Below are 15,462 nucleotides of genomic sequence, written 5' to 3'. Positions count from 1 at the left end.
GCCTGACGTCGGTCAGGCCGCAGTTCACCTGTTCAGGGGCAGGGAAACCGGGGGTGGGACGACGAAAACCCTGCGCCTACCCCAGGGTAGGTGCAGGGTTCGGGAGTGGCTGGACGGATCAGCCGGATGGCACCACGTGCCACACGGCCGGGTGAACCTCTCGATTACCGCTTCAGTTCCCGCTGTTGAGCTTCTTGCGGCTGCTCTGCAGCGCGTTCGTCGCGGCCAGGCCCGCGCCGCCGGCGATCAGCGCGCCGATGACGTCGCCCGAGACGCTCTCACCGGACGTGATCAGCAGACCGACCAGTCCCACGACCGTGGTCACGCCGGCGACCGTCCAGCGGCTGCGCACGTACTGCGCGATCGGCGCGCCGGCCGCCCGCTTGGACTTGGCGGCCGAACCCAGCATGGCCAGGTAGCCGTCGTGTGCGAGCGTGGCGAGCACGCCGAGGATTGCGATGAGGCCCGTGATGAGACCGATGACTCCGCCCATGTGTCCAGTGTGCCTGGGCTTTTTCGGTTTGGCCCATGGGTGATCGCCCTGATATCCCCCTGGGGTGGAGTTTTTCTGGCACGACGCCTGCCTGGAGCACGACACCGGCGAAGGGCTGTGGGAGCTGCCGGGCACCCCGGAGTGGCTAGACGCGGCCGAGCCGCACCCCGAGAACGCCGCCCGACTGCGCACGTTCCGGCACGCCCTGACGCATGGCCCGATCGCCCCGCACCTCACGTGGTCGCAGGGCCGGTTCGCCACCGACGAGGAGCTGGCGCGCGTCCACGCGCCCGCTTACCTGTCTTCTCTATATAAGGACTGTCACGCGGGCCGTCAGGTCTCGTTGGAGACGAACACGGTCGTCGGTCCCGGCTCGTGGGACGCGATCCGCGCCGCGGCCGGCACCGCGCTGGCCGCGGCGGAAGCGGTCGCTGAGGGCCGCACCCGCATGGCTTACGCGCTGGTCCGCCCGCCCGGTCACCACGCCCAGCGGGACCTGCCGGACGGCTACTGCATGGTCAACAACGCCGCGCTGGTCGCCGAGACGGCCCGGCGCGCCGGGCGGCGGGTCGCGGTGCTGGACTGGGACGTGCACCACGGCAACGGCACCCAGGACGTGTTCCGGGACGTGGACGAGGTGCTGACGATCTCCGTGCACATGCGGCACGGCCCGTGGGGCGCGAACCACGTCCAGACCGGCGGCCCGGAGGAGAGCGGCCCCGGCAACCTCAACGTCGAGCTGTCGCTGGGCGCGGGCGACACCGCGTACCGGCGCGCGCTCGACGAGCTGGCGGTGCCCGCCATCCGCGCGCACGGCGCGGACTTCCTGGTCTGCGCGTCCGGGTTCGACGGCTCGGCGTTCGACCCGAACGGGCGGCACAACCTGACCGCCGCCGGGTACCGGGACATCGGCCGGAAGGTGGCGGCGCTGGACCTCCCGACCGTGCTGACCCAGGAGGGCGGCTACCTGCGCGGCTACTCCGCGCTGTGCCTGCACGCCCTGGTGGAGGGGCTGGTGGGGGTCGGGCCGCTGCTGGACGACCCCCTCGCGTACCTGCCCGACGACGCGCGGCCGGTGGACCGCGACCTGGCCCGCGCGGCTAGCGGCCGAGCGGCCCGCGGCCCAGCTTGAGCAGGATCATCGCCAGGTCGCGCCCCTCCGGCCCGAGCTCCTTGTAGCGGTTGAGCACGTCGATCTCCCGGTTGTGCACGATCTTCGTGCCGCCGGCGGCCATCCGGGCGGCGCCGATCGTCCGGGAGATCTCCACCCGCCGCTTGACCAGGCGCAGGATCTCCGCGTCCAGGAAGTCGATCTCCTGGCGCAGCGCGTCGATGTCCTCGTTGGCGGGTGCGGTGTCGGTGCTGTTCATCGCGGGTGACCTCTCGACTCTGGCTGGTGAGTCCCGGTCCGGAAGCGTCGAAGCCCCGGAATCCGAGGACTCCGGGGCTTCGTGGGTGGCTTGACGCGCTAGCGGTCCACGGGAGCCGGAGTCCGGGTCCCGTAGAAAAACTCGAAGGTGACCGAGCGCATGGGCCCATCATGCCACAGCCGGCGGATCGCGCGGGGGAGTGTCGGTGCCACCGGGTAACGTGGATCCACGATGAGCGCCTTGTTCGACTTGCCGCCAAGTCCCCCCGATTCCCGGTCCTCCCGCCTGCTGGACGACCTCAACCCGGCCCAGCGCCGGGCCGTCGAGCACGCCGGTTCGCCGCTGCTGGTCGTCGCGGGGGCGGGCTCGGGCAAGACCCGCGTGCTCACCCGCCGGATCGCCTACCTGCTCGGTGAGCGCAAGGTGCACCCCGGCGAGATCATGGCCATCACCTTCACCAACAAGGCCGCGGCCGAGATGAAGGAGCGGGTCGCCGACCTGGTGGGCGCGCGCGCCCGGTCGATGTGGGTGTCGACGTTCCACTCGATGTGCGTCCGGGTGATGCGCCGCGACGGCAAGACCCTCGGCCTGTCGTCGAGCTTCTCCATCTACGACTCCGACGACACCCGGCGGCTCATCACGCTGGTGGCGCGCGACCTCGACCTGGACCCGAAGCGCTACCCGGCCCGCACGCTGGCCATCCACATCTCGAACCTGAAGAACGAGCTGGTGGACGTCGAGACGGCGAAGGCCCAGGCGGGCAACGACCTGGAGCGCCGGGTCGCCGAGGTCTACGAGAGCTACCAGCGCCGGCTCACCGAGTCGAACTCGCTGGACTTCGACGACCTGATCATGCGCACGGTCGAGCTGCTGCAGAACTTCCCGGCGGTGGCCGAGCACTACCGCCGGCGCTTCCGGCACGTGCTGGTGGACGAGTACCAGGACACCAACCACGCGCAGTACACGCTGGTCCGCGAGCTGGTCGGCACCGGCGAGGGCGGCGTCCCGCCGGCCGAGCTGTGCGTCGTGGGCGACGCCGACCAGTCGATCTACGCCTTCCGCGGCGCGACGATCCGCAACATCGTGGAGTTCGAGCGCGACTACCCGCAGGCGACGACCATCCTGCTGGAGCAGAACTACCGCTCCACGCAGCGGATCCTGACCGCCGCGAACGCGGTCATCTCGCGCAACCCGAACCGCCGGGACAAGCGGCTGTGGAGCGACCTGGGCGACGGCGAGAAGATCGTCGGCTACGTCGCGGACAACGAGCACGACGAGGCCGCGTTCGTGGCGCGCGAGATCGACCGGCTGGTCGACGGCGGCGACGCGACCAACGGCGAGATCGCGGTGTTCTACCGCACCAACAACCAGTCCCGGGTGTTCGAGGAGATCTTCATCCGGCTGGGCCTGCCCTACCGGGTGGTCGGCGGCGTGCGGTTCTACGAGCGGCGCGAGGTGCGCGACGCACTGGCCTACCTGCGCACGCTGGCCAACCCGGACGACACGGTCTCGCTGCGGCGGATCCTCAACGTGCCCAAGCGCGGCATCGGCGACCGCGCCGAGGCGTGCGTGTCGACCTACGCCGAGCGGGAGCGGATCAGCTTCGCGGCGGCGCTGCGGGAGGCCGTGCGCGGCAAGGTGCCGCTGCTCAACCCCCGCTCGCAGAGGGCGATCGCCGGGTTCGTCGAGCTGCTCGACGAGCTGGGCGCGCTGGTCGAGCGCGGCGACGACGTGGCCGACGTGCTGGAGGCCGTGCTGGACCGCACCGCCTACCGCGCGGAGCTGGAGGCCAGCGAGGACCCGCAGGACCACACCCGGGTGGAGAACCTCAACGAGCTGGTCACGGTGGCCCGCGAGTTCACCGACCTGGGCGCGGCGGCGCAGGGCCCGACCGAGGACGAGGGGCTGCCCGCCGAGGGCTCGCTGGCCGCGTTCCTGGAGCGGGTGGCGCTGGTCGCCGACGCCGACCAGGTGCCGGACGCGGAGTCCGACGGCGTGGTCACCCTGATGACGCTGCACACCGCGAAGGGCCTGGAGTACCCGGTGGTGTTCGGCACCGGCTGGGAGGACGGCGTCTTCCCGCACCTGCGGGCCCTGGGCGACCCGGTCGAGCTGGCCGAGGAGCGCCGGCTCGCGTACGTCGGCATCACCCGCGCGCAGCAGCGGCTGTACCTGTCGCGGGCGCTGGTGCGCTCGGCGTGGGGCCAGCCCTCGGCGAACCCGGCGTCGCGGTTCCTGGACGAGATCCCGGCCGAGCTGGTCGAGTGGCGGCGGGTGGAGCCGCAGCGCTCCGGCCCGTCCACCGCGACCACGTGGGGCAGCCGCCGCTCGGACGGCCCCGCGCGGCCCGCGCCGGTGAACAACCAGTGGAAGGACACGCCCTCGCTCAAGCTCGACGTGGGCGACCGGGTCAGCCACGACAAGTACGGGCTGGGCAACGTGGTCGCGGTGGACGGGTCGGGTCCCCGCGCCACCGCCACGATCGACTTCGGCAGCGCGGGGAAGGTCCGGCTCATGCTGATCGGCGGCGTGCCCCTCGTGAAGCTGTGAGGGCGGCGACCAGCGCGGCGGCGACCGGGAACAGCACCGCCAGCCGGTAGCCCTCCAGCGGCGTGTCGCCCAGCGCCGCCACGGCGGTCACGCCGGCCACCCCGAGCGCCGCGCCGAACTGGAACGACGTGTTGAGCAGCCCGCCCGCGAGGCCCTGCTCGGCGTCGGCGATCCCGTCGGTGGCGATGATCGTCAGCGGCCCGTAGGCGAGCGCGAACGCGAGCCCGAGCAGCAGCACGGTCGGGAAGAGCTGCCAGTAGCCCCAGCCGTGGTCGATCCGCAGGAACAGCGTGAACGAGGCGGTGGCCAGCAGCAGCCCGGCGGTGACCACCGGGGCCAGGCCGAACCGGGCGACCAGCCGCGGGGTGAGCGTCGGCGCGAGCACCGAGTCGATGCCCACCACGAGCAGGGCCAGGCCGGTCTCCAACGCCGACCAGCCGAGCACCTGTTGCAGGTACAGCACGGCGACGAGCTGGAACCCGAAGAACGCGGCCGCGAGCAGCAGCGCCGAGACGTTGGCCCGCAGCAGGGGGCCCGAGCGCAGGATGCCCAGGCGCACCAGCGGGTCCGCGGTCCGCCGCTCGATCACCACGAACGCCGCGAGCAGCGCCACGCCGCCGACCAGCGCGGGCCAGACGCCCTCGGCGATGGCCAGCACCAGCAGCACCATGCCGCCGGTGACGGTGACCGCGCCCGCCAGGTCGAACCGCCCGGTCGCCCGGTCGGCGCTCTTCGGGATGGCCTTCAGGGAGGCCACCAGGATCAGCAGCGCGAGCACGACGGGCGCGAAGAACACCCACCGCCAGCCCACGACGGTGAGCAGCCCGCCGACCACCATGCCGAGCGAGAAGCCGGCCGCCCCGATCCCGCCGTACACCAGGAGCGCCTGATCGCGCCGTGGGCCGGTGAAGGTGGTGGTGATGATGGAAAGACCCGCCGGCGTGAGGAACGCGGCGCTCAGGCCCGTCACGAAGCGGGCGGTGATCAGCACCCAGCCGTCCTGGGCGAGCCCGCCCAGCCCGGAGAACACCACGAACACCGCCAGCCAGAACAGGAACACCCGCCGCCGGCCGAGCAGGTCCGCGGCCCGGCCGCCCAGCAGCATGAAGCCGCCGTAGCCGAGCACGTACGCGCTCACCACCCACTGGAGGGCGCCGGCGGACATGCCCAGCTCCGCCTGGATGGACGGCAGCGCCACGCCCATCATCGCGACGTCGATGCCCTCCAGGAAGATCGCGCCGCACAGCACCAGCAGGAGGCTCCACTCGCGCCCGCTGAACCGCGCGGTGGTTTCCGTTGTCGCCACAACCCCACCTTTCTTCTTGCATGTGCATGCAATCCTGCGGGAGGATGCGGAACCGTGGAAGACGGCACTTTCAAGTCACCGGGTTACTGCGACGAAACCGACGAGGACGCGCGGCAGTGGGACGCGCGCTCGGACTGCGCGGTCCGCAAGGTCGCCGATCGGATCGGCGACAAGTGGTCGGTGCTCGTGCTCGCCTACCTCGCCGAGCGGGGGCACCGGTTCGGCGAGCTCTGGCGCCGGATCGACGGCGTCAGCCGCCGGGTGCTCACCGTCACACTTCGGCAGCTGGAGCGGGACGGCCTGGTGCTGCGCACCGTCCACCCGACCGTGCCGCCCCGCGTCGACTACGCGCTGACCCCGCTCGGCGAGACCCTGCACGTGACCCTGCGCGGCCTCGTGACCTGGGCCGAGGAGCACGAGGCGGAGATCGCGGCGGCGCGCGCGGCGTTCGACGAGCGGGCCGGCGCGGCCTGAGATCTCACCCGTTCGAAGTCATCCCGAACCCGTGCGCAACCCGAACCCGCGATGGGCGTCTTAAGGGGTGTCACAAGCGGGATGACCGGGGCATTCGGGGTGATCCGGGCAGAGGGACCGCTTGCGGGCAGCACGCGGAAGCCGCTTCGGGGGCGGCGGAAGCGCGAGGGGAAACACCGCGGGGGCGGTCCAGGGGGTAGTTGCAGAAGGGCGGGTCGCACACGCGACCCGCCCTTTTCTCTTCGTTCGCGAACCGGCGGCACCACGACCGCGCGGCGCGGGCAGCGGTCGGCTCACCGGTGGCGGACGTCCACGTGACGGCACCGCGCGCCCAGGACGGGACCGCGCCCGGCGACAGGGCCCGGCGACAGGGCCCGGCGACACCGCCAGACGGCACGTCGAGGCGTGCGGCGTCGGTGCGTCGCGGGTCCGGCGGGCCGGGTCGGGCGCCGGGCCGGATCAGACGCTGATGCCCTTGGCGTTCAGCCAGCTCAGCGGGTTGATCTTCATCCCGCCCGGGTTCCAGACCTCGAAGTGCAGGTGGGGACCGGTGGAGAAGCCTCGGTTGCCCATCCGGGCGATCTGCTCGCCGGCCCGGACCTGCTGGCCCTTGCGCACCGAGTAGGTGTCCACGTGGCCGTAGACGGTCACCGTGCCGTCGGAGTGCTCGACCTTGACCCACAGGCCGAAGCCGCTGGCCGGGCCGGCCTCGATCACGACGCCGTCGGCGGCGGACAGGATCGGGGTGCCGATCGGGCCCGCGATGTCGATGCCGTAGTGCATCTCGCCCCAGCGACCGCCGAAGCCGGAGGTGAAGTCACCGGCGGCGGGACGGGCGTACTTGGGGCGCTTGGACTCGGCCTCGGCCGCCTCGCGGTCCTCGGAGATCCGGGCGCTCTTGGTGAGCTTCTGGGCCTCGGCGGCGGGGTCGGTGGTCTTGGAGACCGGCAGGACGTGCGGCGCGGCGGGACCGCTGCCGCCGACTCCGAACGCGGCCGCGCCCTCGGAGGCCGCCGCGAGCGGCGTCACCTCGTCCTGGGCGGGGCTGTCCGAGCCGGAGCCCAGTGCGTGCAGCGTCTGGCCCGCGCCGGCGGCGGCGAACGCGCCGACCGCGACGGCGGCGACGACGATCCGGCCGCGCAGCGCCGAGGGCGGTGGCGGCAGCCGGTGCGACCCCACGTCACGCGTGGAGGCGCGGTCGACCGCTTTTTCGAGCACGTCGGTACTGCTGTGGCCGCCGGGGGAGCGGTGTCGAGAAGACAAAACCTGGCCTTCCGTCTTCGGGGAGTCCGGTCGACACCGGGCGGGGGATCCCGGTTGAGCCAGTCGGGGTACCGGCTCGTTCTCTTGCTTGTGACCAGACCGTGACAACGGACCCGGGGACAGTAACGGCGCGGAAGCCTCGTAGGCAATCCCCGGCGAGCTTGTCTACCGATTAGCGGTCGGCGCGCGGACCCGCCGTGAGAGCGGTGACGCTACGTCACTTCGGAGCTACTAAACCCCTCACGTACAGGCACGATGGGGTGGTCTGTAGCGTCATCCGTTCGAGTGACGGCAGTCACAACCACCTGCAGAGCGCGAGTGTCGACCGATAGCGAAAGGTGACCTGAATCACGTATCCGGTACTCCTCCACGCGCAACGAGGGGTGCTCCAACCGGGCGTGCCGCTGCGGGATCACCACCTGGTCCATCCCGCTCCACACCACCACGAACTTCGTGCGGCACGGCCGGCACGGTTCGGACAGCTCGGCCAGCAGGTCCGATCCGGGGCGCAGCTGGCGGGTCAGCGAGGTGGGGAACAGGTAGGCGGCGAGCGTCCCGCCGTGCGGCGTGCCCAGCGTGACCAGGGTCTTGACGCGGGCGTCCCCGTGCAGCCGCTGCACGTAGTAACGGGCGATCAGCCCGCCCAGCGAATGCCCGATCACGTGCACGCGGTCGGACCCGGTCTGCTCGCAGATCCGCTCCACGTGCTCGCCCAGCAGGGCGGCCGAGCGCCTGACGTCGCCGGTCAGCGCCGTGAGGACGCTGTAGTTCACCGCGTGCACGACTCCGAACCCGCGCCTGCGCAGCGCCCCCGACAGCACTGCGAAGGTGGATCGGTTGTCCCCGATGCCGTGCACCAGCACGATCGGGGTGCCCGCGGCGTCCATCGCCGAAACAACCAAGCCGCGCCGGCGGAGCGGGAGCCGGTCGGTCCGGTAGTGCCGCAGGTGCCCCTCGGGCCGGAACTGCTGCTCGATCGCACCCCACGGGTACAGGACGGTGTGCGCGGTCAGCCAGGCCGCCTCGACCACGACCCCGCGCGCGCCGCCCGGCGTCGCCACCGCGCGCGCCACCCCGGCCACGCCGCCGGCCAACCCGGCCCCGGTCCCGGCCACGTCCCGCAGCACGCCGCCGACCAGCCCCGCACCCGTCCCGGTCGCCGTGCGCAGTGCGTCACCCGCGCTCTCGACCAGCCCGGCACCGGCCCCGGCGACGTCACGCAACGCGACACCGACCCGGTCCACGCCCGCGTCGACGGCGGTGCGCACCGCGTCGACCCCGGCCCGGACCGCGTCCAGGCCGAACCCCGCCCAGCCGGTCGGCCGCGTCCCGACTTCACCCATGGGGCCGAAGGTAGGTGAAAGCTCCACGAAAGTGGACTACCCGCTGCGGGCCGGCGGACACCCCCGGTGGCCGGTGCGCGCCCTGCTAGCGTCGCCCCCGATGACGCGAACCGCTGACCTGACCTCCCCCGCGCACACCAGGCTCCGCCTCGCGGTCGGGCTCGCCGCGGCAGGCGGCCTGTGCGGCGCGGTCGGACCCGCCATCTCCGTCGTGGACGGCAGCGCCCCGCCCGCGTACACCGCGTGGCCCCTGCTGGCCGTCCTGGCGCTGCTCCCCGCGGCGGTGTCCGGCTACTTCCTGCGCCGCGGCCGGGAAATCACCGCCGCCGCCGTGCTGGTGCCCGCCGGGGTGTTCGCGGTCGGCCGGTTCCTGATCGACCTCCAGGTCGTGCGCGACCCGCTGGTCGCCGCGCGCCCCGAGCTGTTCCGGCCGGACAGCCTCGTCCCGCCGACGCCGACCGCCGGCGCGTGGCTGCTGCTCGCCGGGCACGCCCTGGCGCTGGCCGCCGGTGTCGTCGCGGCCGGCCGAGCGGACCAGGACGGCGACCGGTCCCAGCGGTTCGGGCTGCCCACCACGGCGGGCGTGGTCGCGGCCGTGGGCCTGTTCAGCGCCCCCTACTCCTCCACCGACGCCTTCATCCCGGCCGCCGGCCCGCTGGACGCCCCGCCGCTGCCGCTGCTCGGCGGCCTGCTGGTGCTGCTGGCCGTGCCGGTCCTGGCGGTGCTCGCGGCGAGCACCGGCGACCCCGAGGCGCGCCGGGGCGGTCTGCTCGGCATCGCCGCCGTGCTGGTCGCGCTCGCCGTGCCCGGCCTGGCGACCGCGATCGCCGTGGACAAGGTGGACGTGGCACCGGGCCCGTTCCTGGTGCTGGCCGCCGCCGCGGCGCTCGCGTGGTCCACGACGGACAAGAAGGAGCACGACCTCGAACTGCCCGGCCGCCGCCGGCTGCACCTGATCGCCGCCTCGCTGGGCGTCGCGACCGGTGTCGCCGCCGCGCTCGGCGCCCTGGTCGACCACCTGCACGTCCCCGGCGTCGCCGCGCCCACCGACTACGCCGCCCGCCTGCTGTGGCCGGCCGCGATCGCGGTGACCCTGCTCGCGCTGCTCCCGAAGGCCCGGCCCGCGTTCATCGTGGCCACCGCGACCGTGCCACTGGCCGCCGGGCCGGCGCTGGACGCCGCGCTCAACGCGACCCGCGTCCCGTCGGTCGAACCCGCCGCCGGCGTCTGGTTCACCGCGCTGGCCGTGCTGCTCGCGGCGGCCGCGGCGGTCGCCGCCGCGCTGGCCGGGGCCGTGGAGCGGGACGAGGAGGGCGTGGAACGCGCCACGCCGCCGTTGCCGCTGCTCGCGGCGGGCCTGGTGGCCGGGCTGCTCGCGCTCGGCGCGTTCGCGCTGCCGGTGCTCAAGGCCCCGGACTTCGTGCCGATCACCGCGTTCGGGCTGCGGGTCGGGTCCTGGGGGCTGCTGATCGCGCTGGTGACCGTGCTCGGCGCGGTCTGGCTCGCCCTGGTCTCCCGGCCCGGCCGGGGCGCGGCGCTGCTGCTCGGCGCGGCCTGCGTGACCGCGACCCGGGCGCTGGAGTACCCGCTGAGCGAGTCCCGGGTGGCCGGCACCGCGCCCGGCCCCGGCCTGTGGCTGGCCCTGGCCACCACCGCCGCCCTGCTGATCGCCGCGGTCGCCCGCACCTCCCGCTCCTGATCCCTTTCGGCGGATCGGCGGAACGCCACACCATTGCGATTCGCCTTCCGTCGAAACAGCGGAATGAATGGTGCCGGAGTCGTCGCCACGATCACGGGAGGGTGCGAAACGCTCGCCGGAACGGGTGAGGCTGAATCGGTGTGGTGATCGACCTCACCACCTTTATGACCGACCTCACGGGTAGGGGGTGCGGACTGGTCCACGCAGGTCGATAGTGTTCTGCGCAGCCGCGTCGAGCCGGTCCCCCCACGGCTGTGCCGGCGTTCCAGGTGATGCCTGGTACGTGTGGGCACCAGGCTCCGGCCTGGAGCGCCGGACCTATCGAGGACCGCACCAGGACGCGGCGTCCGACACCGACGTCGCAGGAGACCCGAGTGGACCTGTACGAGTACCAGGCGAAGGACCTCTTCGCCGCCCACGATGTCCCGGTGCTGCCGGGCGACGTGGCCAGCACCCCCGCCGAAGCCAAGGCCATCGCCGAGCGCTTCGGGCAGACCGTCGTCGTCAAGGCCCAGGTCAAGACCGGTGGCCGCGGCAAGGCGGGCGGCGTCAAGCTCGCCGAGACCCCGGCCGAGACCGAGGTCAAGGCCGACGCGATCCTCGGCTTGGACATCAAGGGGCACGTCGTTCACCGCGTGCTGGTGACCCCCGCGTCCGACATCGCCGAGGAGTACTACTTCTCCTTCCTGCTCGACCGCGCCAACCGCACCTTCCTGGCGATGGCGTCCGTCGAGGGCGGCATGGACATCGAAGAGGTCGCCGCGACCAAGCCCGAGGCACTGGCGAAGGTGCCCGTGGACGCGGTCAAGGGCGTCGACCGGGCGAAGGCCGACGAGATCGTGGCCGCCGCCAGGTTCCCGGCCGAGGTGGCCGACCAGGTCGCCGACGTCATCGTGAAGCTCTGGGAGACCTTCGTCTCCGAGGACGCCACGCTGGTCGAGGTCAACCCGCTGGTCCGCGACCCCGAGGGCAAGATCGTCGCCCTCGACGGCAAGGTCACGCTGGACGAGAACGCCTCCTTCCGCCACCCCGCCCACGAGGCGCTGGTGGACAAGCAGGCGGAGGACCCGCTGGAGGCCAAGGCCAAGGAGAAGGGCCTCAACTACGTCAAGCTGGACGGCCAGGTCGGGATCATCGGCAACGGTGCCGGCCTCGTCATGTCCACGCTGGACGTCGTCGCCTACGCGGGCGAGAAGCACAAGGGCGTCAAGCCCGCGAACTTCCTCGACATCGGCGGCGGCGCGTCCGCCGAGGTGATGGCCAACGGGCTGGACATCATCCTGCACGACCCGGACGTGCGCAGCGTGTTCGTGAACGTGTTCGGCGGCATCACCTCCTGCGACGCGGTGGCCAACGGCATCGTCGCGGCGCTGGGCATCCTGGGCGACCAGGCCACCAAGCCCCTGGTGGTCCGCCTCGACGGCAACAACGTGGAGGAAGGCCGCCGCATCCTCGCGGACGCCGCCCACCCGCTGGTGACCGTTGTCGACACGATGGACAACGCGGCCGACAAGGCCGCCGAGCTCGCGGCTGCGGGGGTCTGACGATGGCTATCTTCATCACCAAGGACAGCAAGGTCATCGTCCAGGGCATGACCGGCGCCGAGGGCACCAAGCACACCAAGCGGATGCTTGCCTCGGGCACGAACATCGTCGGCGGCGTGAACCCGCGCAAGGCCGGCGAGAAGGTCGACTTCGACGGGAACGTGCTGCCGGTGTTCGGCACCGTGTCCGAGGCCATCGAGGCCACCGGCGCGGACGTCACCGTGATCTTCGTCCCGCCGGCCTTCGCCAAGGCCGCCGTGATCGAGGCCATCGACTCGGGCATCGGCCTGGCCGTGGTGATCACCGAGGGCATCCCGGTGCACGACACCGCGGTGTTCTGGGCGCACGCCGTGGCCACCGGCAACAAGACCCGGATCATCGGCCCGAACTGCCCGGGCCTGATCAGCCCCGGGCAGTCCAACGCGGGCATCATCCCGGCCAACATCTCCGGCGCGGGCAAGGTCGGCCTGGTGTCCAAGTCGGGCACGCTGACCTACCAGATGATGTACGAGCTGCGCGACTTCGGCTTCTCCACCGCCATCGGCATCGGCGGCGACCCGATCATCGGCACCACCCACATCGACGCCCTGGCGGCCTTCGAGGCCGACCCGGAGACCGCGGCGATCGTGATGATCGGCGAGATCGGCGGCGACGCCGAGGAGCGGGCCGCGGCCTACATCAAGGACAACGTCACCAAGCCGGTCGTCGGCTACGTGGCGGGCTTCACCGCGCCCGAGGGCAAGACCATGGGCCACGCGGGCGCGATCGTGTCCGGTTCGGCCGGCACCGCCCAGGCGAAGAAGGAAGCGCTGGAAGCGGCCGGTGTGAAGGTCGGCAAGACGCCGTCCGAGACCGCCGCGCTGATGCGCGAGATCATGCAGTCGATCGGCTGACGTTCACCCGTTCGCACAGGCCACCCCTGACTCAGGGGTGGCCTGTGCGGCATTCCGACGCGAGTCAACGCGCACATCCGGCGGAACCAGTCCGGTCCGGTCGTCGTCGGAGAGTGTGCATCGGCTAGCGTTTGAGTTGTCGCCAGCAGTCCTTCGGTCGAGGAGGAGACCTCACCATGTCCGTGCCGTACGGCGCCCCTCAGCAACAGCCGGGTCCGGCGCAGCAACAGCCGGCGGCGGTGGGGGTCAACCTGAACCTCATCCTCCCGCTGGTCGCGGCCGGCCTCGGGCTGATCGCCTACCTGCTGGCCTTCGCCGACGACGTGTCGTCGGGGTCCGTGGAGTACCTGCTCGCCGCCGCCGCGCTGGCGGGCCTGACCGTGCTGCCCAAGGCGCCGAAGCTGCTGCCCGCGGCGGCGGTGCTGTCGGTCGTGCCGACCCTGCTGTTCCTCCAGGCGATCATCAAGAGCAGCGGCGGCGTGAAGGGCATGTCCGTCGTCCTGCTGATCATCGCGCTGCTGGAGTCGGCGGCGATCGTGCTCGCCCTGCTGCTCGACGCCGGGATCGTGAAGTTCGAGCCGAAGCCGGCCAACCCGTACGGCGGGCAGCCGGGCGGCTGGAGCCCGCAGTCCGGGGCGTTCCCGCAGCAGGGCCAGCCGCAGCCCGGCCAGTACGGCCCGCCGTCGGGCCAGTTCGGTGCCCCGGTGCAGCCGCAGCAGCCCGGCGGCGCGCCGCAGCCGACCTCGTACATGCCGCAGCCCGGCCAGTTCAACCAGCCCGGCCAGCAGCAGCCCGGCCAGCAGCAGCCCGGCCAGCAGCAGCCCGGCACGCCGCCCGGCGGGTTCGGCGGCCAGCAGCAGGGCTGACCCGCAGTCGTGAGAGGGGTGGTGCCGACCTGTCGGCACCACCCCTCTTCGCGTGCGCGGCGTGCCTCACCCGAACGGCCGAGCCCCCCTGAGACAGTGGAAAGATGCCGGTGCTGCAAACGTCTTCGCACGGTGCCGTGACGGACTCCGTGCGCCCGCCCGAGTTCTCCCGCGCCGAACGGGCCCGGGTGCTCGCCATGACGGCAGCCGGCTCCGTGGTGGTCAGCTACGCCGCCGTCGCGGCCCTGCTCGCCCTGGTCTCGTCCACGGCGGCGCACGCCCAGTTCTCCACCACCGGGGTGCTGTCCGCGTCCGCGCCCGCGTGGCTGGTCGCCCACCACGTGCCGCTGCGGTTCGACGGCGGGCAGTTGGGCGTCCTGCCGCTGCTGCCGACCGTGCTGCTGATGCTGCTGGTCTCCCGGGCCGCGGCGGGTGCGGCGGACCGGTTGGGGCTGTTCGAGCCGTTGCAGGCGCGCGGTGTGGTGCTCAGCATCGCCGGCGCGCACGCGGTGGTCGGCGGCGTGGTGGCGTTCCTGATGGGTGACGACGGCGTGGTCCGGGCGACGCCCGCGGTGGCGTTCTTCGGCTGCGCGGCGGTGTCCGGGGTCGCGGCGGTGGCGGGTGTGGCGCAGCGCTGCGGCCTGGTCGAGGTGGTCTTCGAGCGGATCGACCCGGTGGCCCGGCGCGGGCTGCGGGCGGGTGCGATGGCGCTGTCCGCGCTGACCGCGGCGGGCGCGGCGCTGCTGGCGTTCGGGCTGGTCGTGTCCTGGTCGGTGACCAGCGAGCTGTTCGACCAGGCGGGCGGCACCCTCGGCACCGGGCTCGGGATCTGGCTGATGTGCCTGGCCTACCTGCCGAACGCGGTGGTCGGCGCGCTGTCCTACGTGGCCGGCTCCGGGCTGTCCATCGGTGCGGTGACCATCGCGCCGACCGCGTTCACCGGCGGCCCGGTGCCGGCGGTGCCGCTGCTGGCCGCGCTGCCCGAGGAGCAGACGGCGTTCCTGCCGCTGGTGCTGGTCCTGCCCGGCGCGATCGGCGTGCTGGTGGGGTTGTCGCTGCGCGACGCGGCCGAGACGCCGCGCGCCCGGCTGCGGGCGGTGCTGGTGGCGGCGGTGACCGGCGCGGTGGGCGCGCTGCTGCTGGCCGCGATCGCGGGCGGCAGCCTGGGCAACGGCGCGTTCAACCCGGTGACCGTCCCGGCCGGTCTGCTCGCGGTGCTCACGTTCGGCTGGATCGTGCTGCCGGGCGGGGTGGTGGCCTGGTTCGCCGGTGCCCGGCCGGTGCCCGAGCCCGTGACCGACGACGCCGGTCCCGGGAGTGTTGGCGGTGTCGAAGAGGCCGAGGACGCCGAAGAGGGCCACGACGACGAGGGCGAGTACGACGAGGACGCCTACGAGGCCGAGGACTCCGACGATCCCGATGACGCCGCCGACGTCGAGGATGACGTGGACGACGAGGACTTCGACGAGGACTTCGACGACGAGGAGTTCGAGGACGAAGAGGACGACGCCGAGTACCGCGACGAGCTGGACGAGGTCGAAGCGGAAGCCGAAGAGGCCGACGATGACGACGACACCGAGCCCGCTGCGGAGGGTGACCGGGACGACGACCAGGACCTGGCCGACAAGCGCGACCAGGCACCGCCTAGGCTCTCCTGAGCT

General features: G+C 72.7%; 13 protein-coding genes. 8 read left to right on the top strand and 5 right to left on the bottom strand.

Annotated features, from left to right (window positions below; all coding sequences use genetic code 11):
• Positions 1-172 precede the first annotated feature (172 nt).
• Positions 173-493, bottom strand: a complete 321-nt coding sequence (locus tag BN6_RS37880; RefSeq protein ID WP_015105161.1) for a hypothetical protein — start codon at positions 491-493, stop codon at positions 173-175.
• Between the two features lie 64 nt (positions 494-557).
• Between BN6_RS37880 and BN6_RS37875 the strand changes: the two genes are divergently transcribed.
• Positions 558-1,625, top strand: a complete 1,068-nt coding sequence (locus BN6_RS37875) for an arginase family protein (RefSeq protein WP_015105160.1) — start codon at positions 558-560, stop codon at positions 1,623-1,625.
• Here BN6_RS37875 and BN6_RS37870 read toward each other — a convergent pair.
• Positions 1,594-1,863, bottom strand: coding sequence for a chorismate mutase (locus BN6_RS37870; protein WP_015105159.1), 270 nt, complete (start codon positions 1,861-1,863; stop codon positions 1,594-1,596). The two genes, BN6_RS37875 and BN6_RS37870, sit on opposite strands and share 32 nt — an antisense overlap.
• Before the next feature lie 231 nt (positions 1,864-2,094).
• Between BN6_RS37870 and pcrA the strand changes: the two genes are divergently transcribed.
• Complete coding sequence (gene pcrA, locus BN6_RS37865) at positions 2,095-4,413, top strand: DNA helicase PcrA (protein ID WP_015105158.1); 2,319 nt, start codon at positions 2,095-2,097, stop codon at positions 4,411-4,413.
• Here the strand turns inward: pcrA and BN6_RS37860 are convergent.
• Positions 4,376-5,719: an MFS transporter gene (locus BN6_RS37860; protein WP_015105157.1), complete on the bottom strand. Its 1,344-nt coding sequence runs from the start codon at positions 5,717-5,719 to the stop codon at positions 4,376-4,378. The genes pcrA and BN6_RS37860 overlap by 38 nt on opposite strands.
• 54 nt (positions 5,720-5,773) lie before the next feature.
• On the opposite strand from BN6_RS37860, the gene BN6_RS37855 reads away from it, so the two are divergent.
• Positions 5,774-6,193: a winged helix-turn-helix transcriptional regulator gene (locus BN6_RS37855; protein ID WP_015105156.1), complete on the top strand. Its 420-nt coding sequence runs from the start codon at positions 5,774-5,776 to the stop codon at positions 6,191-6,193.
• A 459-nt stretch (positions 6,194-6,652) separates the two neighbouring features.
• On the opposite strand, the gene BN6_RS37850 is transcribed toward BN6_RS37855, so the two are convergent.
• A complete protein-coding gene (locus BN6_RS37850) occupies positions 6,653-7,411 on the bottom strand; it encodes a M23 family metallopeptidase (protein ID WP_231904851.1) in 759 nt (252 codons plus the stop codon).
• 257 nt (positions 7,412-7,668) lie between these two features.
• Complete coding sequence (locus BN6_RS37845) at positions 7,669-8,799, bottom strand: esterase/lipase family protein (protein ID WP_148303168.1); 1,131 nt, start codon at positions 8,797-8,799, stop codon at positions 7,669-7,671.
• 100 nt (positions 8,800-8,899) lie between these two features.
• Here BN6_RS37845 and BN6_RS37840 point away from each other — a divergent pair, with 100 nt between their 5' ends.
• From BN6_RS37840 to BN6_RS37820, 5 genes are all read left to right on the top strand, one after another.
• Positions 8,900-10,498 carry a hypothetical protein gene (locus BN6_RS37840; RefSeq protein WP_148303167.1) on the top strand — a complete coding sequence of 533 codons (1,599 nt, stop codon included), beginning with the start codon at positions 8,900-8,902 and terminating at the stop codon, positions 10,496-10,498.
• 374 nt (positions 10,499-10,872) lie between these two features.
• The gene (gene sucC / locus BN6_RS37835; protein ID WP_041315518.1) at positions 10,873-12,042 is read left to right on the top strand and encodes an ADP-forming succinate--CoA ligase subunit beta; all 1,170 of its coding nucleotides are present in this window, start codon (positions 10,873-10,875) and stop codon (positions 12,040-12,042) included.
• Positions 12,043-12,044: 2 nt separating this feature from the next.
• Positions 12,045-12,935, top strand: coding sequence for a succinate--CoA ligase subunit alpha (gene sucD / locus BN6_RS37830; RefSeq protein ID WP_015105151.1), 891 nt, complete (start codon positions 12,045-12,047; stop codon positions 12,933-12,935).
• Positions 12,936-13,111: 176 nt separating this feature from the next.
• On the top strand, positions 13,112-13,801 hold the full coding sequence (locus BN6_RS37825; RefSeq protein ID WP_015105150.1) for a DUF5336 domain-containing protein: 690 nt from the start codon (positions 13,112-13,114) through the stop codon (positions 13,799-13,801).
• Between the two features lie 104 nt (positions 13,802-13,905).
• Positions 13,906-15,459: a cell division protein PerM gene (locus BN6_RS37820; protein ID WP_015105149.1), complete on the top strand. Its 1,554-nt coding sequence runs from the start codon at positions 13,906-13,908 to the stop codon at positions 15,457-15,459.
• The last annotated feature ends 3 nt before the right edge of the window (positions 15,460-15,462 follow it).

Origin of the sequence: Saccharothrix espanaensis DSM 44229 (assembly GCF_000328705.1) — a bacterium.
GTDB classification, from domain to species: domain Bacteria; phylum Actinomycetota; class Actinomycetes; order Mycobacteriales; family Pseudonocardiaceae; genus Actinosynnema; species Actinosynnema espanaense.
This window is presented reverse-complemented; position numbering and strand designations above follow the sequence as displayed.